The 21,439-nt window shown below is 67.2% G+C and carries 16 protein-coding genes; 3 read left to right on the forward strand and 13 right to left on the reverse strand.

Annotation, left to right across the window (positions count from 1 at the left end; translation table 11 throughout):
* Positions 1–171: 171 nt before the first annotated feature.
* From ASG87_RS20955 to ASG87_RS12060, 13 genes are all read right to left on the reverse strand, one after another.
* On the reverse strand, positions 172–1,101 hold the full coding sequence (locus ASG87_RS20955; protein WP_235499636.1) for a DUF6708 domain-containing protein: 930 nt from the start codon (positions 1,099–1,101) through the stop codon (positions 172–174).
* 8 nt (positions 1,102–1,109) lie between these two features.
* Positions 1,110–4,475, reverse strand: a complete 3,366-nt coding sequence (locus tag ASG87_RS12005) for a T6SS effector BTH_I2691 family protein (protein WP_157511058.1) — start codon at positions 4,473–4,475, stop codon at positions 1,110–1,112.
* Between the two features lie 14 nt (positions 4,476–4,489).
* Complete coding sequence (locus ASG87_RS12010) at positions 4,490–5,434, reverse strand: DUF4123 domain-containing protein (RefSeq protein ID WP_056005231.1); 945 nt, start codon at positions 5,432–5,434, stop codon at positions 4,490–4,492.
* Between the two features lie 7 nt (positions 5,435–5,441).
* A complete protein-coding gene (locus tag ASG87_RS12015; RefSeq protein ID WP_056005234.1) occupies positions 5,442–8,174 on the reverse strand; it encodes a type VI secretion system Vgr family protein in 2,733 nt (910 codons plus the stop codon).
* Between the two features lie 98 nt (positions 8,175–8,272).
* Positions 8,273–8,623, reverse strand: a complete 351-nt coding sequence (locus ASG87_RS12020) for a hypothetical protein (RefSeq protein WP_056005237.1) — start codon at positions 8,621–8,623, stop codon at positions 8,273–8,275.
* 22 nt (positions 8,624–8,645) lie between these two features.
* On the reverse strand, positions 8,646–11,381 hold the full coding sequence (gene tssH, locus ASG87_RS12025) for a type VI secretion system ATPase TssH (protein WP_056005240.1): 2,736 nt from the start codon (positions 11,379–11,381) through the stop codon (positions 8,646–8,648).
* Between the two features lie 58 nt (positions 11,382–11,439).
* On the reverse strand, positions 11,440–12,513 hold the full coding sequence (gene tssG / locus ASG87_RS12030; protein ID WP_056005243.1) for a type VI secretion system baseplate subunit TssG: 1,074 nt from the start codon (positions 12,511–12,513) through the stop codon (positions 11,440–11,442).
* Positions 12,477–14,312, reverse strand: a complete 1,836-nt coding sequence (gene tssF, locus ASG87_RS12035; RefSeq protein ID WP_056005246.1) for a type VI secretion system baseplate subunit TssF — start codon at positions 14,310–14,312, stop codon at positions 12,477–12,479. Before tssF ends, tssG begins: the two co-directional genes overlap by 37 nt.
* A gap of 83 nt (positions 14,313–14,395) precedes the next feature.
* Positions 14,396–14,878: a type VI secretion system baseplate subunit TssE gene (gene tssE / locus ASG87_RS12040; protein ID WP_056006443.1), complete on the reverse strand. Its 483-nt coding sequence runs from the start codon at positions 14,876–14,878 to the stop codon at positions 14,396–14,398.
* A 130-nt stretch (positions 14,879–15,008) separates the two neighbouring features.
* The gene (locus ASG87_RS12045) at positions 15,009–15,512 is read right to left on the reverse strand and encodes a type VI secretion system tube protein Hcp (protein ID WP_056005249.1); all 504 of its coding nucleotides are present in this window, start codon (positions 15,510–15,512) and stop codon (positions 15,009–15,011) included.
* A gap of 88 nt (positions 15,513–15,600) precedes the next feature.
* Positions 15,601–17,085 carry a type VI secretion system contractile sheath large subunit gene (tssC, locus tag ASG87_RS12050; RefSeq protein ID WP_056005251.1) on the reverse strand — a complete coding sequence of 495 codons (1,485 nt, stop codon included), beginning with the start codon at positions 17,083–17,085 and terminating at the stop codon, positions 15,601–15,603.
* Positions 17,082–17,588 (reverse strand): type VI secretion system contractile sheath small subunit, encoded by a 507-nt coding sequence (gene tssB / locus ASG87_RS12055; RefSeq protein WP_056005254.1) that lies wholly within the window; start codon positions 17,586–17,588, stop codon positions 17,082–17,084. Before tssB ends, tssC begins: the two co-directional genes overlap by 4 nt.
* Before the next feature lie 35 nt (positions 17,589–17,623).
* Positions 17,624–18,244 carry a hypothetical protein gene (locus ASG87_RS12060; RefSeq protein ID WP_056005257.1) on the reverse strand — a complete coding sequence of 207 codons (621 nt, stop codon included), beginning with the start codon at positions 18,242–18,244 and terminating at the stop codon, positions 17,624–17,626.
* A gap of 330 nt (positions 18,245–18,574) precedes the next feature.
* Here ASG87_RS12060 and tssJ point away from each other — a divergent pair, with 330 nt between their 5' ends.
* From tssJ to icmH, 3 genes are all read left to right on the forward strand, one after another.
* Positions 18,575–19,195, forward strand: a complete 621-nt coding sequence (tssJ, locus tag ASG87_RS12065) for a type VI secretion system lipoprotein TssJ (protein ID WP_056005260.1) — start codon at positions 18,575–18,577, stop codon at positions 19,193–19,195.
* A gap of 119 nt (positions 19,196–19,314) precedes the next feature.
* Positions 19,315–20,661, forward strand: a complete 1,347-nt coding sequence (gene tssK / locus ASG87_RS12070; RefSeq protein ID WP_056005263.1) for a type VI secretion system baseplate subunit TssK — start codon at positions 19,315–19,317, stop codon at positions 20,659–20,661.
* 17 nt (positions 20,662–20,678) lie between these two features.
* Positions 20,679–21,428: a type IVB secretion system protein IcmH/DotU gene (icmH, locus tag ASG87_RS12075; protein ID WP_235499637.1), complete on the forward strand. Its 750-nt coding sequence runs from the start codon at positions 20,679–20,681 to the stop codon at positions 21,426–21,428.
* Positions 21,429–21,439: the final 11 nt, after the last annotated feature.

Below are 21,439 nucleotides of genomic sequence, written 5' to 3' on the forward strand. Positions count from 1 at the left end.
CCGTCAGCCAAGACTGCCAGATGTTCTCCTTTCAAATGACGTCGCGTGAGGGGAAGGCTACGCATCCACCTTGCCGCTTCTCCCTCGCTTCCATGATGCGAAGCCGGCGCACCAGGCCGCATCGGCGGCAACGCACCGCACGACCGTGCAGCTGATAGCTACCGCCTGCAATCAACGACCGACATCCTCAAATGAAGCAGCCCCAGGAGTCGCCAAGGCAGCCACCGCCTCGACACTGAAGGCAGGTCCGCCTGCCGCGGCGATGACCTCGGCCGGAAATTTGGGCAGCTTGCCGTACCTCGTCGTGCGCAGCGTCTCGCCTGGCTGGATCGGTGGACCGTCTTCTTCCATGTAGCGACGGATGTGTTCCCACAACCGGAACAGCCGCTCGTCCTCCCACCAGCCCTTGTAGCCGATGTTCATCCAGTACTTGAGCTTGTGTGGCTGCGCGGGGTCTTCCCACAGCAAACGCAACAAGTACATGTCGCGGAATACACGGCCACCCGGCGCCTCTATGAACTTGTAGCTGCGCACTTTCGTCGCCTCCCAGGGCACCGTCTGCACTGGGCTTGCGCCCCCCTTCCTCCAGAACTTCCAGAAGGGAATCGGCACAACTTGGCGAAAGCTGACTTGTCGAGTTTTTCGATTAAACAGAGTTGGAAAATCTCTTGGCATAAAGAATGCCATTTTTAAACACATAATCCCAAACAAGAAAAAAATAATCGACACAAACAATAATACTGGAGCAAATATATAATCTATCTTTTCCATTCTTCCAAGAAAAGTTGAAAATTCAAAAAGAAGCAAAGCAATGGACGCACCAAATCCTATAAAAGTGCCAAATACACCTAAGGCAAAAATCTCTCCAGTCCCAGCCACCGAACCAATCTCTATCCCTTCAGGATAAACATTCAAAAGCGATTCACAAGTGCTCGCCTGTCTATGCGTCGCCAGCCTCTTATTATCCGAAATAACTCGCCACGGATTGTTCTTGATATAGACAATCCTCTTCTTTTGAATCTCCGTGTACTCAAAATACGGTTCCGGCTTATCCCATACCGGCACCAATACCTCTCGCTCTGCCTTGCCTTTCTCGGACACGTGTCACCTCACTGCAGGGCTTCGTCGACGATCAGGTCACCGTCCACCGGCGCATCCCAAATCTTCACCGTAGCTGTAATAGACGAAACCGCGCCTGTCGCAATCCGCACCGTTTCTAGAACCACACTGCGACCGTCCTCATTGCTTTGTTCCTTCTTATAGCTGAAGGATGGGCCACCCACCATAGTGTCCTCTTGGCCACGTACACCGGGAATCACCTTCCAACTCTTGCGTTGCTCGGCGTTGCCGTGCGGATGAATGTCCGTGTCCAAGCGTATGCTGCCAAGCAGCGCTTCGGGCACGCTCACTCGCAACTGTGCTTCTGACACAAATTCTGCATTACTCATACCTTCACTAATCGCCGCGGAAATCGCCAGATTCTTCCAACTCATTAATCCACTGAAGCTGAAATCCACCCGTACACCGATCAGTATCTTGTTCAACTCTTCCTGCTCGCGCTTTAGGCTACCCCACTTATCCGAGGCCTTATCGCTCCAGATACAGCGCTTACTCCACTCTTCAACCGGAGTGTCTTCCAACAAAATCGCTATAAAGCCTGCAACCATACCCAGCGCCACCAATAAAAGCCCCCATCCGGTCCAAGAAAGCCCCCACCCAGCAGTGACAATCACTTCCGCGCCAACCGCGCCGGCTGCAATTGAGGCCCCTGCCGCACCAAAAAAGAAAACCGCCTGCGCGATATAAGCATACTTAGCGTCAGAATCACCTTTTGAAGACCTCGAACTGGCATTAATAAGAGCTTGTGTAGCATCGATTGCTGATGCTAATCCAGCCGCCAACCCAATCCGCCAAGCCAGCCGTTTAACCAGCGCCTCTTGACCTGCCTTTTCCGCCGCCAGCTTCCCCAGCTCCATCGCCGCCGCTGCCACGCCCAACCCCGCCGAAAGCAGGCTGAAGGCGGCTTTCTGGCGTTCCTCGCCGGTTACCGCGCCCTCGAGGTCCTTCCACGACTTGGCGATGACCAGGCATTGCAGCCAGCCCGAGGCCAGCGTCATGGTGGCGGTGCCGCTGGCCAGCAGTTGCGTGCTGGTCTTGGCGAGTGCGGTAATGCCTTTTTCGTCCAGCAGCCGCACCGCGCCGGCCCATGCGCGGCTCAGATTGACCTCGGCGGGCCGCACCGCATAGGTGGTGACCGCTGCCGCCGCCCTCCTGGCGGCATCGCCGACGGCATCGGCCGCCTGGCCGGGCAGCGACTCGGCCTTGGCGGCGGCGCTGCCCACCTTGTCGGGCAGTTCCTTGGTCCACAGGTAGACGTCGACCAGCGCATCGGCCAGCTTGGGGGCACCGGCCATGTCCAGCGCCATGGCGCCGCCGACCACCAGGCTCTTCACCTGCTTGCCTTCGAGCTGGCGGGTCATCGTCTGGGCCGCCTGCTGCACCGCGCCCATCTGCGTGCGCCATACGCGATTGGCCATCTGGAAAGGCAGCCTGGCCTTCAGCAGGGCCAGCCCGGCGATGTTCGCGCTTTTCAGCGCGAGCGACTGCGCCAGCGGAGCGAGTTTCGAGATCAGCGCCGGCGCGAGCTGGCCTGCCTTGTTCAGGGCCATCGAGGTGGCTCCCGCGGCCGCCACCAGCGGGTTGGCATAAGCCGCCGCCAGGCTCCTCAGCGCCGGCACGCTGCGGTACAGCGCGCGCTGCGGGGCGGTGGTCTGCGTGCCGGCATGCCTCTGCGCCTCCTCGATCTCGCCGATGACGTCGAACAGGCTCTTGAACTCGTCCGTGGTCTTGGACTTCTGGTCCAGCTCCTTGAACCAGGCGAAGAAGCTCTGCTGGTTGCCGAGCAGCGCCCGCACGATGAGGTTGTCCTTCTTGCCCGGATCGTCCTGGAGGAAATCCTTGAACCACTCCAGGCTCGATTCGGTCAACGGCCCGCCGAAGGTGACCATGGACACCACGCCGGCGTAGTGCACGCCGTCCTGCGGGGTGGTCTCGTCGAAATCGTGCTCGGTGACCAGCTTGCGGGCATCGCTTGGCAGCCAGGCCTGGTAGTCCTTCTCGACCTTGGCGAGCCGTTCCTGGTCGGCCTTGGCCTTGTTGTTGAAGGCGTTGAGGAACTCCTTGTAGCCCATGCCGCCGGGGCCGTTCCTGGCCAGGTTGTCCAATATCTCGGACTTGAGGTCGCCGGTCTGCCTGTCGATGCGCGCCGCGCTGGGAATGTCGATGGTGCCGACGCCGTAGCTCTTGACGGCGCCGTAGGGGGAAGGCGTGTAGTGGTCGGCCAGCTCCGCCTCGGCGGGCAACTGGCCGCTTTTCTTCATGGCCTCGAATTCCTTGGTGCTGACCAGCTTGCCCTGCAGCCCGGCGTATTTGCTGCCGGAGACGTTCGACTTGCTCTGCTGGCCGCGCGCGTCCATGAGCTTGAGCAGGCCGTCGATGGTCAGCGCGGTCTGCAGGCGCCAGTAGCCGTCGGTCTGCCGGGCCAGCCAGTTGGCGGCGTCGTTGCACAACGTGATGCGCAGCTGCGCAGCCTCGTGGGTGACGCCCACCGCGTCGGGCACGCTGACGATCCTGGCCTTTCCGACATCGACGGCCCCGCCAGACCGGTCGGCGATGGCCTTGGCCTGCTGCCATACGTCCTGCGCCGATTCCTTGCGCACCGATGCCAAGGGAAGCAGCCTGGCGATCAGGCTCATGCCCTGCGAAAGCAGGCCATGGTCCTCGTTCGCCACGCGACGCTGGAACGGGTTGCCCGCGAAAGCGGACGCGGGAACGTCCGGCACGTAGTCGGCAACGGCCGCGTGCAGTTTTTCCACCGTCAACGGCAGGGAGCGCTGGCACGAACCGTCGGGAGCGTTGATGCATGCCATGCGCTGGTTGCGCAACGACTCGCTCGCGGCATAGCCGTCGCGGACCTTCTTGCTCCAGGGGTGGTCGCTGAAACCCACCCACACGCGCCCGGTGTGCTTGGCGTCGGGTATGACGAACAGCATGGCCGCCGCGTAGCCGTCGGTGCGCTTGCAACTGAACCCTTTCGTTTCCAGGGTCGGCGCCGTGGCGAGCGACTTCGGGGTCAGGTAGCCGCCGTCGTCCACCTCGAACACCTGCCAGCCGCTCTGCGACTTGATCTGCGGCGTATGCGGCGTTTCGTAGTACGCATACACGTACCCTTTCCGCAGGGTGCGCATGATGTAGCCCGAGTGGCTGAGCCCGGGATCCGCCACGCCGGGCAGCAGGGGTGCGGTGGCGGCGTGGTGGCGCGCCGCGAAGGAGGCTTCGGCCAGGCCCGGCCTCACCAGGAGCACCGGCAACCCTGCCTTGATGCACGCATCGCATCCACCGGCCGCGCATTGCGGGGCACCCGATGCCGCCCGGTTCGCGTTGCTGGCGTACTTTCCTGCCGTTCCGTCTGCCATGGTCTTCTCCGTCTTCAGCTCACCGCGGCGTCCAGGCCGCCGGCGTTCCGCAGGCCTGTTGCCTGCAATTCCGACCGTATCGCATCCCACTCGGGATCGGTCACCGTATCGAGCAGCCCGCTGAGATCGGCGCGCTCCCTCGCGGCGGTGGCGACCAGCCCCGCGACTTTCGGATGCGCGCACAGCCAGGGGTGGATCTGCAGCGTGTACGCGCCCAACAGGACGACATCCTTCGCGTCCGACAGGCCGAGCCTCAATGCCTGGAATACCGCATCGCCGGCCCTCTGCAGGTAGTCCTCGGGCAGCTCCGGCTCGAAGCTCATCCAGCCCCGGACAAGGGCCTGCACGAGCTCGCCTTGGTCGGCCCGCTCCCACTGCGCTTGCCCCAGGGTCAGCGCCTGTGCCGGCTGTTCCGTTATCTGCCCGGCTGCGTGACAGACCAGCGTCCCGCGCCGGTCCAGCGACCACCATTGCTCAATGGGACCCAGCAGCCGGGCGCGCTGCTCGCCGGACAGTCCGCCCCACATCCATTCCATGACTCGGCGGTCCGCCCACCTGAAATAACGCCGCCGATGGCCCGGTCGGGGCAGCCGCATGACCCGCGCCAGATGGCTGGCCACGACGGCGGCGTCCTCCGACGAAAGCAGCCAGCCTCCCAACGCGAAGCCCTCAGACGCTTCCAGTTCCGCATCCGCTTGCTCGTCGTGCGCGACGCGCAGGCTGTCGGCCAGGACGTGCACGGCCTGCGGCCGCCAATGAACCAGGCAGGGGCGCTGCCCCTCGTCCAGGCCCGGATGGTTCAAGGGCACCGGGGTGACCTCGCACCGCTCCGCTTCCAGCAACGACGCATCGAGCGGCTCGCGCAGGATCGGATCGATCAGGATGTAGGCACGCAGCCGTTCGTCTTCCTGCAGATGCCCGCTCAGCAGGCTCGCCGTGTTTTCGAGCGAAAAGGCCATGCGCGCCCTAGATCGCCGATGCGCCGCGCGCCGCGCCTGCGGCCATCTTCTTGGGGCACGCCTTCAGCGCACTGCCCGGCACGCTCGCCTGCGCGCTCGCCGACTGCGGCCCGGTCAGCTCCTTCCTCGCCGCCTTGAACTCCACCTTGCCCGGTGCGCCGATCTCGATGTCGCCGCCCTGGAGCCGGATATAGGCGCCCTTGGCGGTGAGCAGCACGTGCTTGCTGGCCTGTACCAGGGCATGGGCCTGGGTGCTGGCAAGGGTGACGGCCTGTTCGGCGGCGAAGCCGGCCTTGTCCTTCTGCGCCTGGACGCTGACCGTGCCGCTGGCGGCGTGCAGGGCGATGCCGGTGTTCTTGACGGGGCGGCTGCCCGGCGGCTCGCTGCCCTGGGCGTAGAGGGCGATGCCGTTGGCGGCGACCACGCTGGCCTTGCCCTGGGTGGTGAGGTTGAGGTCCTGGCCGGCGCTCAGCGTGGCGGTGGTGCCGGCCACCCATACGTGATGCTGCGGGGTCACGCTGGCCAGCCCGTCCTTGCCGTGCAGCACCAGGGCCGGGTCGCTCCAGCCGACGGCCTCGCCCTCGCCGCCGCCCACGCCCTGCCCGGCGGGCTGGCCGCCATGGGTGGCGGCGAGCGCATCCTGCAGCCGGGCGAGCGCGTCGGTTGCCGGCAGCTTGTCGGGCGCCGGCTCCTGGTCGAGCCCGGCCTGCTGCTTCTGGGCGACGTCGGCCAGCCCCTGGACCAGTTGCTGGCTTTGCGCGAGATCGCTTGCCGGCGCGCTTGCATCCATCTGGTTCGCGCCATCGGCCGTGCTCAACAGCAGGCCGCGACCGCCGCGCAGCGCTCCCATCGCCTGGGTGGTGAGCTCCACGCCGAAACCGCGGTCGGCCTGGCGCTGGTTGTCGGTCGCCTGCTTCAGGTGACCCAGGTTCAGCGCGCTCTCGCGGTCGGTGGTGTAGAGCTGCGCGCGCGACTGGCCCTTGCTGTCGTCGAACTGCAACTGGCGATAGCCGCCGCTGCCGGACTGGCTCTGCGACAGATCCTGCGTCTTGATTCCGCTGAGTACGGCGGCGTGCCCGTTGCCGGCGAACCAGGCCGCGGCATTGCCGGTGCTGCCTGACGGCCCGCCGGCCTGCGCGTTGTGCGGCGCATCGGCGTTGCCCTGGCCGTTGTAGACGGCGCCGACGACCACCGGGCGGTCGATGTCGCCTTCCAGGAACTCGACCCACACCTCCTGCCCCACCCGCGGCACGAAGGCGCTGCCCCAGTTGCTGCCGGCCAGCGGCGTGGCCACGCGCACCCAGGTGCCGGCGGTGGTATCGGCCGGCGCGTTGGCCTCGCCGCGCGGGTGCTCCTGGCGGCTGGCGGCATTGCCGCCGCGCTGCCAGTGGAACTGCACCTTGATGCGATGGTCGCGGTCGGTGTGGATCGGGTCGCCGTTGCCGACCACGATCGCGGTCTGCGCGCCCGAGGCGGTGGGCCGCGGATGCAACCGTCGGCCATGGCCGTCGTCGGTCTGCGGCCGGTAGGTCTGGGCGATCGGCAGGGCCAGGAAGCGGTTGCGGTAGAGCGCCTCGTCGCGGTCTCCCGGCTTGTCCGGCGGCGCCGCGGCGAAGGCGTCGAAGGCGCTGCCCAGCAGTTGCTCGACGGCGCCGTGCACGTCGGCGCCGACGTTGTTGCGCGCGTGGTGCTGCACGCGCAGGCAGGCGAACGCTTCCCCCTCCGCCACGCCGGCATGGCCGCTGAGCGCGAAGCGCAGGCCCGGCGCGAGCCGCCGGTCGGTGCCTTCGCCCTCGCCCTGCAGCGAGCAGACGTGCAGCGCATCCAGGTGCTGCCGGCTGCGCCGCTCGCCCACGGCGCGGGTGGGCCAGGCATACGGCCCGGCGGTGTCGTCGTCCTCGGCATCCACCGCCGGGCCGTCGGCCTGGGCGTTGCCCGGGCGCATCGACAGGGTGCGGTAGTCCCAGCTCGCGCGCGCGACGCTGCCGGTCTGCCAGCGCCTGACCGCATGCCATTGCTGGATGCTGTCCTCGCCCTCGGTGGCGTCGGCACGCTGGAAGCGGATCACCCGCGCCTGCTGCGGCAGGAAGCTTTCGTTGCTGTCGGCCAGCACCAGGGTATGCGAGCCCAGGCCGGCCGACGACGTATCGCCCTTGTGCTCGAAGCGGTAGAAGATGCCCTCCTCCGCCAGCAGGCGCGACACGAAGTCGAAGTCGCTCTCCTGGTACTGCGTGGTGAGGCTGCGCTTGAGGTAGATGCCGCGGTCGGCCAGGTCCCAGCGCCAGGCGGGCACGACCTGTCCCTGCGCATAGTGGCCGAAGACCTGCTCGACGATCTCCACCACGGTCAGGTCGTGGAAGGCGTAGCTGTCCTGGCGTTCGCGCAACAGCGCGAGCCACGGCTCGACGACCAGCCGGTAGCGCGCCAGCCCGCCGTTGCTGCCGACGCGCTCGGCCGCGGTGACGTGGCCGTGGAACGGACGCAGGTCGTGCCGCGAATCGGCGGTGAGCAGTTCCAGCAGCACCGGCGTGCCGACCAGCTTGGCCAGCGGCAGGAAGGCGTCGCTCGACAGCGCGCTCAGTTCGAAGAGGAAGCCGCCGCCGTCGAGCGCCTCCCAGCCCTCGAACGCTTCCGCGACGAGGACATCGGCCCCCAGCGCGGTATGCAGGCGCAGCAGGCGGTCGGCCTGCCGCAGGCCGCTGCCCAACAAGGATTGCAGGATGTCCGTTATCACTGCCATGGATCCGATCCGGTGGTACGACGCAGAGAAGAGAATGGAGGGGCGGGTCACGCGGCGCCGTCGCGGCCCTGCCCGGGGCAGGGTCGCGACGCGCGCGCTCAGGCGGTGATGGCGACCACGTGGAGCTGCGGCGCGGCCTTGCAGCGCAGGTGGTATTTGCGGTTGCCCACCTGCAGGGTGATGCGCGGCACGGTGTCCGCCGCCCTCGCCTCGTCGCCCTTGCCGCCGGAGTGCACGGTCGCGAGGATGCGCCAGCTCTGCGACTGCATCTCGCCGAGCAGCAGGCGCGCGCGGTGGTGGGCGTTGTGCGAGGCCCCTTCGAGCAGGCCGACGACGACGTCCGGGCTCAGCTTGGCCCAGCCGCGCTCGGCGACGAGCTGCGGCTGGAACTGGCCGTACCAGCCCGGCGCCGCACGCTTGAGGACTGCTTCCCTGGCATTGCTGTTCATGCGGTTTCTCCTTGGGGTGGGATCAGGTGATCTTGTACTTGAAGGCGCCGTCCTTGCCGGCGCCTACCTTGATCTTCTCGATCGCGCCGCCTTCCGCCATGCGCGCGAGCACGCTGTCGGCCACCTCGGGCAACAGGCTGCCGTTGAGGATGTGGTCGACGTTGCGCGCGCCCGAATCGACCTCGGTGCAGCGGGCCAGCACCGCCTCCACCAGGGCGCCGTCGTAGGCGAATTCGGCCTGGTGGTTGGCCTTGACGCGCTGCCCGATGCGATCGAGCTTGAGCCGGATGATGCGTTCGAGCACGTCGTCGCTCATCGGGTAGTACGGAATCACCTTCATGCGGCCCAGGAAGGCCGGCTTGAAGGCCTTGTACAGCGCCGGGCGAAGCTGCTCGGACAGGGCCTCGGCGTCGGGCAGTTCCTCCGCCGGCTTGTTGAGGCAGGCCTGCATGATCGTCTGCGAGCCGACGTTGCTGGTGAGGATGATGAGCGTGTTGCGGAAATCGATCTCGCGGCCCTCGGCGTCGTCCATCACGCCCTTGTCGAAGACCTGGAAGAACAGCTCCAGCACGTCCGGATGCGCCTTCTCCACCTCGTCCAGCAGCACCACCGAGTACGGGCTGCGGCGCACCGCCTCGGTGAGCACGCCGCCCTCGCCGTAGCCGACGTAGCCCGGCGGCGAGCCTTTCAGTCCGGACACGGTGTGCGCCTCCTGGTACTCGCTCATGTTGATGGTGATCAGCTTGCGCTCGCCGCCGTAGAGGATGTCCGCCAGCGCCAGCGCCGTCTCGGTCTTGCCGACGCCGGACGGGCCGACGAACAGGAACACGCCCTTGGGCTTGTTCGGGTCCTCCAGGTTGGCGCGGGCGGTGCGCACGCGCTGGGCGATCGCCTCCAGCGCGTGGTCCTGGCCGATCACGCGCTGCTCCAGCGCCGGGCGCAGGTTGCGCACCGTGCGGATCTCGTCCTTGACCATCTTGCCCAGCGGGATGCCGGTCCACGCCGCGACGATCCCGGCGACGACGATGCCGTCGACCTGGATGGGGATCAGCGGCGCATCGCCCTGCAACGCGGCAAGCTCGTCGTAGAGCTGCTGCAGTTGCCGCTTCTCGGGGCTGGTCGCAGCCGGTTTGGCCTTGCCCTTGGCGGGCTTTGCCGGCTTGGCCGCAGCAGCCTCCGGCTCGGCGGGCTTGCCCTCGGCGGCTTGCGCGACCGAAGCTTCGAGCCTGGCGCGCAGTGCCTTGATCTTCTCGACCGCGGCGCGCTCGGCCTCCCAGCGCTGCTCGTCGGCCTTGAGCGAAGCCTCGACCGCGCCGCGCTCCGCGCGCAGCGCATCGAGCCGCGCGTCGTGCGCGTGTCCCGCGGCCTCCTCGCGTTCCAGCGCGGCGATCTCCGCCCCCAGCCGGTCCAGTTGCTTGCGCGCGTCGTCGATCGGCGCCGGCGTGGCGGTCTGGCCCAGCGCCACGCGCGCGCAGGCCGTGTCGAGCACGCTGACGCCCTTGTCCGGCAGTTGGCGCCCGCTGATGTAGCGGTGCGACAGGCGCACCGCCTCGGTCACCGCCTCGTCGAGCACGCGCACGTTGAAGTGCTTCTCCATCAACGGCACCATGCCGCGCAGCATGGCGGCGGCGAGCGACTCGCCGGGCTCCTCCACCTTCACCACCTGGAAGCGCCGCGCGAGCGCCGCGTCCTTCTCGAAGTACTTCTTGTATTCGCCCCAGGTGGTCGCCGCGATGGTGCGCAGCTCGCCGCGCGCGAGCGCCGGCTTGAGCAGGTTGGCGGCGTCGTTCTGGCCGGCCGAGCCGCCTGCGCCGATCATCGTGTGCGCCTCGTCGATGAACAGGATGATCGGCTTGGGACTCTTCTTGACCTCGTCGATCACGTTCTTCAGGCGGTTCTCGAACTCGCCCTTCACGCTGGCGCCGGCCTGCAGCAAGCCCATGTCCAGCGTATGCAGCTCGACGCCCTGCAACGGCGGCGGCACGTCGCCCTCGGCGATCTTCAGCGCGAGCCCTTCGACCACGGCGGTCTTGCCGACGCCGGCCTCGCCGGTGAGGATCGGGTTGTTCTGGCGGCGGCGCATCAGGATGTCGATGGCCTGGCGGATCTCGGTATCGCGGCCGATCACCGGATCGAGCTTGCCGTCGCGGGCGCGCTGGGTGAGGTTGCTGGTGAACTGGTCCAGCGCGGGCGTCTTGCCCAGGCCGGCCTGGGACTCGGCCGCGCCTTCCTCCGGCCGCTCCGCGACGGCAGGCGCGTCGGCGAAACGCACGCTTTCGCCCGCCTCCGCCGAACCCTCGGTCAGCCGAGCCAGGTCGTGCTTCAACTCGTCCTGCCTGAACCGGGCGAACAGCGCCGAGCCGCGATAGGCCAGTTGCGACAGCTCGGGATGGGTAAGCAATGCAGTGAGCAGGTGGCCGCTGCGGATGCGCGTGGTGTGCGAATCCAGCGAGGCGATCAGCCAGGCGTGTTCGAGCAGGGTCGGCAGGTGGGCGGAAAACACCGGCGTGCGCGTGTTGCCGTTGCGGAAGCGGCCGATTTCCTGCTCCAGGTCGGTCTGCAACTTCTCCAGGCTGATGCCGCTGCGGCGCGCGATCACCACGAAATCGCTCTGCGACTGCTCCAGCAGGGCCAGGAACAGGTGCTCCAGGTCCACCTCGTAGTGGCCGCGCGCCATGCACAGGCTCGCCGCCCGCTCGGCGGCGCGGCGGCAGGTGTCGTCGAGCTTGGAGATCAGTGTCTTCAACGAATTGCTCATGGTCTTCCTTAACCGTCCTCGCCGGTTCGGTGTGTCGGTGGGCGCCGTCGCGCCCGGTTCATTGCAATGTCTTCACCGCATAGCTCGCGTCGGCGCGGTCGGCCGTGGCCGGCCGCGTGCACACGAAGGCGTCCCAGCCGAGCCGGCCGGCCGACGCCTCGGACAGCACGGCGCCGCATACGTCGCGCGCGCGCAGGATCGGCACGATCTCGTACTCCAGCGCGCCGCCGCCGAGCAGGGTCAGCCACTTGGCCAACGCGGCCGCCGCGCTGCCGCCGGGCAGGAAATCCTCGAACTGCGCCCTGGGCAATGGCCCGACGTGCAGGCGCAGGCGCAGGTCGCGCTGCCATACGCGCTCGCCGGCCAGCGCGGTCCTGCCCAGCACCGCATTGCTGCCGCCCAGCCGGCTCAACTGCTGCGGGGGCACCGCGTACCAGGCGCCGGCAAACTGCTCGATCCGCACGGGCGCGTCGAAGTATTCGGCCAGGATGCGCTGCAGGAAGGCCGCGGACAGCGGCCGCTGGCGCACGCCGGCGCAATAGAACGCCAGCGCCTGGTCGAGCACCGCGCCGTTTCCCTCGGACAGGCGCGAGCGCATGGAACGCAGGCCCAGTCCCGCCAGCGACAGGGTCAGCGGCAGGAAGCGCTCCTTGCGGTCCAGTTCGTACTGCAGGGCCAGCCGGTATTTCTTCCACGCGGCGTAGAACAATGCCACCGCGCGGTTGCTGAAGATGTCCATGAAGGCGCGCGCCGCGCGGTCCCGATGGAACACCTCGCGCTCGCCGATGCGCTCGCTGTAGCCCAGCGGCAGCGCCCCGGCCACGCCCAGCATGCCGATGAAGGAAGGGGTGATCTCCACCGAGCGCCAGGCGCCGGGCTCCGCATCGGCGCCCTCGCCCGCTTCGCCCTGCCCGGCGTGGACCCGCAACTGCTCGATCTCGCTCGCCGGGAACGCCAGCGACAAGGTGTTGCGGAAGCTCAGGTGGCGCGGCACCACGTCGGCCACGCGCACGCCCTGGCGCGCAAAGACGTGCTCCAGCACCCTGACGGCCTGGAAGAACTGGAAGCGATGCGGCGATTCCTGCAGCCGCTGCGCTACGCCAGGATCGAGTCGCCGTTGCGTGCTGGACATCGGATCAGTTCCTCTCCGCTGCGGTGGGAGAGCAGGACGAGCTGGGTGAAGCTGTTGGCGTTCACATACAGGCCGAAGAAGGCATCCATCACGTGCGCGAAGATGCTGATGCCGGTGCCGACGAAGCTTTCCTCGTCGACGGTGAGGCGCACTTCTGTTCCGCGCGCGACGCTGGCGAAGTGCTTGCCGGGCAGCCACGCCGTCACGCTGCGCTGGACGAGGTCGAGCATGCCCTCGATCTGCCGCGACGAGATCGCGGAACGCTGCAGGTCGTACAGCTTGAGCATCTCGCGCAGGGGGGCGATGCCACCCTCGACCAGCGACAGGTGGTTCAGCGACAGGTGCGAGATGAGCCGCCACTGGGCGCCGCGGCCGCGCTCGAAGCGCACCGACGGCGTGGGCTTGCGCAGCATCGCGATGCTGCGCGCCACGCCGCCTCCCTCCAGCACCAGGTCGCCGCCGGGCACGCCGTAGGCGAGCTGCTCGGGCAGGTCGCGGTTGCTGCAGACGAGGTCGATGCTTAGCACGTCGGTGCGCGGCGTCACCGGGTCGAACTGGGCGTCCACGATGCTCAGCTCCAACTCGTAGCCCGGGCTCTGCCTGGCGACCAGTTCGTCGCGCCGTGCCACCCAGTAGTGTTCGTGGCGTTCCTGGCTCTCGCCATGCCGCAGCGAATAGAACGGGCGGAATTCCGTGATCGTCTCGCCCTGCGCGGTCTGCTGCACGCGCGCCACCGATTCGATCGCGTGCACTTCGTAGGCGAAGGCGCGGCGGGAATCGGCGACCACCGGATAGGAAACGGCCGCGTGCGACACGCGGATGGGCTCGCCATGCTGGGCGAACAGGTTGACGATCGGCGTGCAGCCGGTGGGCAGGTTCGCAGCGGACAGGCCCTCGAGCAGCCGCGCATGGGCCGAATCGGCGGCGACGTCCTTGAGCACGAGGTGCACGGTGAACTGGCGACCGCCCAGCGCGCCGATGCGCCGCAGGTCCAGGTCGAAGAAGCCGAACTTCTCCGGGAACGCGAAGAACTCGGTGAGCAGGCGGTAGGCCGGGTGCGAGCGGGCCGGATAGTCGATCAGCGACTCGTCTTCGCCGAAGCCGGCCGGTGCCAGCGGATTGGCATCCAATGGCAGCCACTGGTCGCGCCCGGCGGGCTCGACGTAGGCCTTGAGCACGTGCATGGCGAGCACGTCGCGCAAGGCGGCGCAGAACGACGGCTCGCCGTCGGTGAACAGGCGCAGCGTCTCCAGTTCGAACGCCGCGACCGACTCGTGCGTGGACGCCAGGTTGAACCCGATCGAGATCTGCGCGCCGGCCTGCGGCGGCAGGCGCACCGACCGCGGCGCCTGGACGATCGAGTTGAACCGCGCCGACGTCAGTTGCAGCGGCGACAGGACGACGTCGTAGGTGGTGCGGAACCGGCACGGCACGCCGCGGACCGGCCGCGACAGCAGCTCGGTGCCGCGCTTCACCACCACCGGCGCCGACAGTTGCGAGGCCGCGCTGCCCGCGTCGAAGCGGGCGATCGAGCACGACGGAAAGGGCCGCAGGTAGTGCGGATAGAGCACCTCCAGCAGCGCCTCGGTGAACTCCGGGTAGTCGTCCTCGATCTTCTTGGAGATGCGGGCGCCCATCAGCGCGAACGATTCGATCAGCCGTTCGACGTGCGGGTCCTCGCTGACGTCGCCGGTCAGCAGCAGGCGCCCGGCGATCTTGGGGTACTTGTCCGCGAAATCGCGCGAATACCGGCGCAGGAAGGCCAGTTCGCGTTCGTAATAGGGGAGCAGGTCTTCCATGGCCTATCGCCCCGGGAGCGCCGGGGCCGCCGCATTCCGCCCGCGCGATGCGGACGTCCTCCTGGCGGGGAAAGCGCCGGCGATCATGCCGCGACCCGCCGCGCCCGGCTCACCGAATACTGCAGCGTGGTCGGCTGCAACAGCGCATCGAAGCTCACCGGTTCGCGCGAAGGATGGACCACCAGCATCGCGCTGATCGAGAAGCGCAACGCGCCGGTGGAGCGCTGTTCCGGATCGAGCGAGACGCGCACCTGGGTCAGGCGCGGCTCGTGCCGGGCGATGGCCAGTTCCAGCGAGCGGCAGATGAAGGCGCGGTCGGGCGAACTGGCCAGGCTCCGGCCGGAAAAATCGCTGAGCCCGTACGTGGCCAGCGAACGCTGGCAATGCGGATAATCGCGCAAGGCCTCTTCGTCCATCACGAAACGGCTGTTGAGCAGGGCCTCGACGTCGCGCGCCACCGATTCCTTGAACTCCTCCAGCGAAAGCCGCTTGAACATGCCCTGCCCCGGGTCGCGGGGGGCATCGTCGAACAGTTTCTCAAGCAGCCCGGGCTCGAATCCCTTCATGACCATTCCCAATCACGGCCCGGTTACGCGCATGCCGGGAAGCTCCGGCACGGCATCAAGCAATGCATCCGATCGACCGGCACGAAGCCGCCGCGATAGGGATCGCGGCGGCTCGACCATGCCGTAACGGTCAGACCGAGAAGGTCTTGTCGTTCTTGGTCAGGCTCCAGGCGCCCTGCGAGCTGCCGCCCTGGCCGCCGCCGATCTTCTGCTGGGTGTAGCGCCACTGCACGGCGGCGTACTTCAGCGTGAAGGTCTCGGTCGGCAGGCCCTCGCCCACCACGCTCGGCGCGACACTGGCGATGATCGCGTTCTGCAGCTGGATCTCGAGGTACTTCACGCGCTTGCCGTCGCCGTCGGCACGCATGAACTCGATGGTGACGTCGCTGAACGTGGTGCCGCCCGAGCACGCCTGGAACAACTGCGGGCTGACCACGTCGATGTCCTTCTCGAACACCATTTCACCGTGTTCGCAACGCTCGGCCGTATGGCCGCCGGCCGTGGAGGCGGTCGCCGAACGCGGCTGCCGGATCAGGTGGCTCCACGAGCTGATTTCGATCCAATCCTTGTGATCCTTGTCGAGGGACTCACCCTTGATGTCGGGCTTGCCGAATTTGATGTAGATGTCTTTCATGTCTTCATCCTTGATGGTGGGAACAACAAGAGTGCATAGCACCGCCGCGAGCAACCGGTGGCGGCGGGGCCGCCAGCGGATTGATCGACTACTTCGCCGACGCCGGCAACTCGGCTACAAGCCGCAACGACACCGAAAGTTCGTCGAGCTGGTAGTGCGGCCGCAGGAACGCCACCGCGCGGAAGGCCCCGGGGCGTCCCGGCACGTCCGTCACCTGGATGGAGGCTTCGCGCAGCGGATACTGCGCCTTGGCCTCCTGCGTGGCGTTGTCGTCGAGCAATACGTACTGGGTGATCCAACTGTTGAGGAAGGACTCGACGCTGCTGCTCGAAGCGAAGCTGCCGATCTTGTCGCGCATCATCGCCTTGAGGTAGTGCGCCACCCGGGACACGGCGAAAATGTACTGAAGTTGGGCGGACAACATTGCGTTCGCGTTGGCAGAATCGGTGTTGTACTTCTTGGCCTTCTGGATCGACTGGGCGCCGAAGAACGCGGCGTAGTCGGTGTTCTTGCAATGCACCAGCGGGATGAAGCCCAGGTCGCTGAGCTCCTTCTCGCGACGGTCGGTGATGGCGATCTCGGTGGGGCACTTCAGCGCCACCTCGCCGTCGTCGGTCTTGAAGGTGTGGGTGGGCAGGTCCTCGACCAGGCCGCCGCCTTCGACACCGCGGATCGCCGCGCACCAGCCGAAGTCCTCGAAGGCATGCGTCAGGCGCGCGCCGAAGGCGTAGGCCGTGTTGCACCACAGGTACTTGCTGTGGTCGGTGCCGTCCACGTCCTCGACGTAGTTGAAACCTTCGACCGTGGTGCCGTCCTTGGGGTTGTACGGCAGGCGCCCCAGGAAGCGCGGCAGGGTCATGCCGACGTAGCGGCCGTCCTCGGAATCGCGCAGCGACTTCCACTTGGCGTATTCGACGGTATCGAACACCTTGGCCAGGTCGCGCGGCTTGCCCAGGTCGGCGAAGGTCTCCAGGCCCAGTAGTTCGGGAGACGCGGCCGAGATGAACGGCGCATGCGCCGCGGCCGCCACGTGCGACATCTGCTCGACGAAGTAGAGATCCTCGGCCTGGCGGCCGATCGCATAGTCGCCCAGCAGGGCGCCGAACGGGGCGCCGCCGAAGGTGCCGAACTCTTCCTCGTACACCTTCTTGAACAGGGTGCTCTGGTCGAAGTCCAGCGCCGAGCGGAAGTCGCGGTTCAGGTCCTTCTTCGACGCATTGAGGACCTTGATCTTCATCATCGTACCGGTCGAGGTCTGCTGGCACAGGTAATGGAGCCCGCGCCAGCTCGACTCGAGCTGCTGGAACTCGGGTGCGTGCATCACCGCGCTGAGCTGCTCGGAAATCATGTGGTCCAGCTCGGCCACGCGCGCGTCGAGCGTGCGGTTGAGGTTGTCCGAGACCACCACCGTACCCTGCAGCACCTCGCGGGCGAGCTCGGCGATGATGTCCTTGGCGCGCTGGTGCTCGGTATTGGACTTGGCGACCTTGCTCTGCTCGATGATGTTGTCGAGCAGACCGGTCTCGACCAGCCCGGATTCGGCGGCGCGGGCGCTGCTGGCCTCGGTGTTCATACCTGCTCCTGTCCGGATTCTTCGCCGATCTTCTTCAGCATTTCGGTGTTGTTGAGGACGTCGTTGAGGATGTCCTCCAGCTTCTCGTTGCCGGCCAGCTTGTTGCGCAGGTCGGCCAGCTTGCTGCGCGCCTCCAGCAGCTTGCGCAGCGGCTCTACCTGCTGCACGACCGCCTCGGGGCGGAAGTCCTCGATCGACTTGAACTTCAGCTCGACGCCGTATTCGCCGCTGCCGCCGATGGTGTTGCGGACGCGGTAGGACGCGCGCGGGCTCATGCCCTCCATCACGTCGTCGAAGTTGTCCAGGTCGACGTTGACGAACTTGCGGTCGCGCAGGCGCGGCAGCGGCGTCTCGGGCTGGCCGGAGAAATCGCCCAGGACGCCGACCACGAATGGCAACTCCTTCTGTTCGATGGCGTCACCCTTTTCCACTTCGTAGGTGAGCTGAACGCGCGGCGGGCGCACTTTCTGCAGGCGCTTCTGCACGCTTTCCTTCTTGGCCATGGGTTGCGTCTCCGACGATAGCTGGTGTTAGGGGATCAACGGCCGGGCAGGCCCGAGAAAGGATCGTTGCTGACCGGCGCGGCGGGTGCCGCTTCCGAGGCAGGCTTGTCGGCGCCGGCCGCGGGAGCCGCCGCCGGCGTGACGGGTGCCCGCGCGATCCGGCGCTTCGGCGGCGTGCGCACGGCCTTTTTGGGGACGAGCACTTCCTCGCCCAGGGTCTCGCGCAGCTTCTCGGCGAGCTTCTCCGCTTCCTGGTGCGCCGGTCCCTGCAGGTTGTCCTCGTCGTGCAGGCGGCCCAGCGCGTCCACCGCTACGCGCAGGCCGGCGACGGTCAGGATGCTTTCCGCATCGACGTCGGCGGCGTCGCGCTGCAGCACTTCCTGCGCGGAGAGGATGGCGCCGCCGTAGTTCTGCTGGTTGAAATCGAGTTGGGCGAGCCGGAACCAGGGTTCCTTGCGCGTCGGGTCGGCCGCGGCTGCCTTGGTGTAGAACAGGCGCGCACCGTCAACGTTCTGCGTGCGCAGGTTGGTGTCCGCCTGCTGCATGAGTTGATCGTAGGTGAGCGCCGGAGGTTGGTCGCGCTTGGTGTTGCGCGAGCATCCCGAAACCACGAATGCGCTGAGCAGCATGCCCAGCAGTAGTGCCTGCGACTTCAAGAGACATCTCCCTATCTCGTTCCCTGAACCGGCGAGCCTTCGCAGCACATCCGCTCAAGTGCCCGGTTCTGCGCCACTTTCTATAGTAGAGTCGTGAAACTTGCAACCCGAGGCATACGCCGACGTACTGCACGCTTTCTTCACGCGGACCTGCGTCACAAAATCGGAAACGGGTCGCCCATGAGGCATCCACACCGCGCGCAACCGGGCTTTCCGCCGTCGCAGGCTGCGGTTTCGACGGGCCCTGCGGTAAAGTTCCGACTCCGACGCGCACGGGTTTCCTACGCAGATCGGCGAATTCGCCCAACTCAGGAAGAGCACTCGAACGACATGACGCAACGGACGGCCATTCCAACCCTGCGAGCCACCACCCTGCTTCCGCTCATGCTGGCGACGCTGCTCGCCGGCTGCGCCAGCGCCGGCAAGACGATGGACAAGGCCATGTCGGCGATCGGCCTGGGCAAGCAGGAGGCGCCGGCCGAGGCGCCCGCCAAGACCCGGTTGCCCCTGCACGTCTTCGCCGGCGGCAACCTCAATGCCGGGAGCGGCAAGAAGCCGCTGGCGCTGGTGGTGAAGGTCTATCAGTTGCGCTCGCTGCAGCGCTTCGAGCAGACCCCCTTCGACAGCTTCCTGGACACCGACAAGGAACGCGCCGCGCTGGGCCAGGACCTGGTCGACTCGCACGAGATGCTGGTGCTGCCCTCGCAGCACTACGACATCGTCGAGGCATTGCCCAACGACGCGCCCTACCTGGGCGTCGTGGCGCTGTTCCGGGCGCCGGCCGCGCAGCGCTGGCGCTATGCCTATGACGTGAAGGCATCGATGCCGGCCGGCATCACGCTGGGCGCGCATGCGTGCGCGCTGTCTTCCACTGCCGGCAAGCTGGTGACCGACCTTGCGGACGACCCCGGCTCGCTGGCCTCGGCGCGCTGCCCCGACATGGCGCACTGAGACGGGCATCATCGCCTCCGACCGAATCACGCGGTAAGCTTGCCGACCAGAACCTGCCCACGGAACGGGAACTTGCAGCCGTTCGCGCCAGGGCACTCAACGGATTGAAGCGAGGCTCCATGAGTCATACGGCGAAGGTCTTCTGGGGCGAAGGCCTGTTCCTGCGTCCCCAGCACTTCCAGCGACAGGACGCATACCACGAGTCGCGCCTGCGCGAGATCAGCCAGTCGCTGCACCCCTACGGCTGGGGCGTGCGCCAGGTGCGGCTGGACGGCCAGAGCCTGGCGATGGGCACGGTGCGCCTGCTGCAGGCGTCGGCGATCTTCCCCGACGGGGAAATCTACTCGGCGCCCGAGTCCGACGACCTGCCCGCCCCGCTCTCGCTGGAAGGCCTGCCCGCCGGCACGCAGGAACTCACCATCCACCTCGCCCTGCCCCTGCTCAAGGAATACGGCGGCAACTGCGGGGACGGCGCCGACGCCGGCGCCGCCACGCGCTTCGCCCAGGTCAACACGCAGACGCCCGACCTGTTCACCGACGCCGCCGAGGCCGAACTGGCCTACCTGAAGAAATCCGTGCGCCTGCTGACCGAAGAGCAGTCGCGCGACGCCTACGTCTCGCTGCCGCTGGCGCGGATCCGCCGCAACGGCACCGGCACCTTCGAGCTCGATCCGCACTATGTGCCGCCCGCGGTCAGCCTGCGCGCCGCGCCCGCGCTGTTCCTGCAACTGCGCCGCCTGCTCGACGCGCTGCAGGCCAAGGTCAACGCGCTGTACGGCCTGCACCGCGAGCCGTCGCAACACATCATCGAATTCCGCTCCGGCGACATCGCCTCGTTCTGGCTGCTGCACACCGCCAGCAGCGCGTTCGCCAGCCTGTCGCACCTCTACCACCATCCGGGCCTGCACCCGGAACGCCTGCACCAGGAACTGCTGCGGGTGGCCGGTGCGCTGCTGACCTTCTCCAAGGCCTACACGCTGGCCGACCTGCCGGCGTACACCCATGCCGATCCCGGCCCGGCGTTCGCGCGGCTGTTCCAGATCATCCGCGAGCTGACCGACACGGTGATCTCGGCGCGCTACTTCGGCATCGCGCTGAGCGAGGTGCGGCCGTCGTACCACCTCGGCCGCCTCGATTCGCAGCGCATCGACGAGAAATCCACGCTGTTCCTCGGCGTCAGCGCGGACATGCCGGGCACCGAGCTTGCCAGCATCGTGCCGGTGCGCTTCAAGCTCGGCGCGCCGGACGACGTCGAGAAAGCGGTGCTCTCCGCCCTGCCCGGGGTCAAGCTCACCCATGCCGCGCAGGTGCCGGCGGCGATCCCGGTTCGCCCGGGCAACCTGTACTTCGCGATCGAGCCGCGCGGCCCGCTGTACGAGCGCATGCTCAAGGCGCAGTCCCTGATGATCTACGTGCCGGCCGGCATTCCCGAACTCAAGCTCGAACTGATGGCGCTCACCGCATGATCAAGTCGCAGAAAGCCATGGTCGAAAACACCGGCGCCGCCGGCGACGAGCCGGCCGACGCGCCGCGCAGCCTGCTCGACCTGATGTCGGACGGCTTCTACATGCTGCTGCTGGTCAAGCGCGGCCAGATGCCCGCCGCGGAGCAGCCGTTCGCCGACGCCGTGCGGCAGTTCCTCGCCTCGACGGAACGCAACGCGATGCGGCTGGGCATCCCGTCGGAGGACGTCTATGCGGCCAAGTACGCGTTCTGCGCCTCGATCGACGAGGCCATCCTCGCCACGCCCGGCTGCAGCTTCCGCGAAAGCTGGGAGCGCAACCCGCTGCAGCTTTCGCTGTTCGGCGACCATCTCGCCGGCGAGAACTTCTTCACCCGCCTCGAACAACTGCGCGCGCAGGGCGCGGCACGCCTGCAGTCGCTGGAGGTGTGCTACTTCTGCCTGCTGATCGGCTTCGAGGGCAAGTACCGCATCGAAGGCACCGAGAAGCTCGGCTACCTGACCGCCCGGCTCGGCGACGAGATCGTCTTCCTGAAGGGGCACCGCGCCAGCTTCGCCCCGCACTGGGCGCCGCCGGACCGGATCAGCCACGCGCTGCGCCGCCAGGTGCCGCTGTGGGCGCCGGCCGCCGTGCTGGCCGCAGTCGGCCTCGGCGGCTACGCCGCGATGAACGGCATGCTCGACCGGGAAACCGGGCAGAAACTGGCGCAATACCACGATCTGGTGCAGTTGCCCGCACGCACCGCGAGCCTCACCATCACCCTGCCCTGATCCGCTGCCGT

It is taken from the genome of Frateuria sp. Soil773 (assembly GCF_001428405.1).
GTDB lineage: Bacteria > Pseudomonadota > Gammaproteobacteria > Xanthomonadales > Rhodanobacteraceae > LMSL01.

Excerpts from the sequence above, each read along its gene's own strand:
- ASG87_RS12020 (WP_056005237.1), bottom strand. The coding sequence starts at position 8,623 with ATGAACAGCAATGCCAGGGAAGCAGTCCTCAAGCGTGCGGCGCCGGGC.
- tssF (WP_056005246.1), bottom strand. The coding sequence starts at position 14,312 with ATGGAAGACCTGCTCCCCTATTACGAACGCGAACTGGCCTTCCTGCGC.
- ASG87_RS12045 (WP_056005249.1), bottom strand. The coding sequence starts at position 15,512 with ATGAAAGACATCTACATCAAATTCGGCAAGCCCGACATCAAGGGTGAG.
- tssB (WP_056005254.1), bottom strand. The coding sequence starts at position 17,588 with ATGGCCAAGAAGGAAAGCGTGCAGAAGCGCCTGCAGAAAGTGCGCCCG.
- tssE (WP_056006443.1), bottom strand. The coding sequence starts at position 14,878 with ATGAAGGGATTCGAGCCCGGGCTGCTTGAGAAACTGTTCGACGATGCC.
- ASG87_RS12005 (WP_157511058.1), bottom strand. The coding sequence starts at position 4,475 with ATGGCAGACGGAACGGCAGGAAAGTACGCCAGCAACGCGAACCGGGCG.
- tssK (WP_056005263.1), top strand. The coding sequence starts at position 19,315 with ATGAGTCATACGGCGAAGGTCTTCTGGGGCGAAGGCCTGTTCCTGCGT.
- tssH (WP_056005240.1), bottom strand. The coding sequence starts at position 11,381 with ATGAGCAATTCGTTGAAGACACTGATCTCCAAGCTCGACGACACCTGC.
- icmH (WP_235499637.1), top strand. The coding sequence starts at position 20,679 with ATGGTCGAAAACACCGGCGCCGCCGGCGACGAGCCGGCCGACGCGCCG.
- tssJ (WP_056005260.1), top strand. The coding sequence starts at position 18,575 with ATGACGCAACGGACGGCCATTCCAACCCTGCGAGCCACCACCCTGCTT.
- ASG87_RS12010 (WP_056005231.1), bottom strand. The coding sequence starts at position 5,434 with ATGGCCTTTTCGCTCGAAAACACGGCGAGCCTGCTGAGCGGGCATCTG.
- tssG (WP_056005243.1), bottom strand. The coding sequence starts at position 12,513 with ATGTCCAGCACGCAACGGCGACTCGATCCTGGCGTAGCGCAGCGGCTG.
- ASG87_RS12015 (WP_056005234.1), bottom strand. The coding sequence starts at position 8,174 with ATGGCAGTGATAACGGACATCCTGCAATCCTTGTTGGGCAGCGGCCTG.
- tssC (WP_056005251.1), bottom strand. The coding sequence starts at position 17,085 with ATGAACACCGAGGCCAGCAGCGCCCGCGCCGCCGAATCCGGGCTGGTC.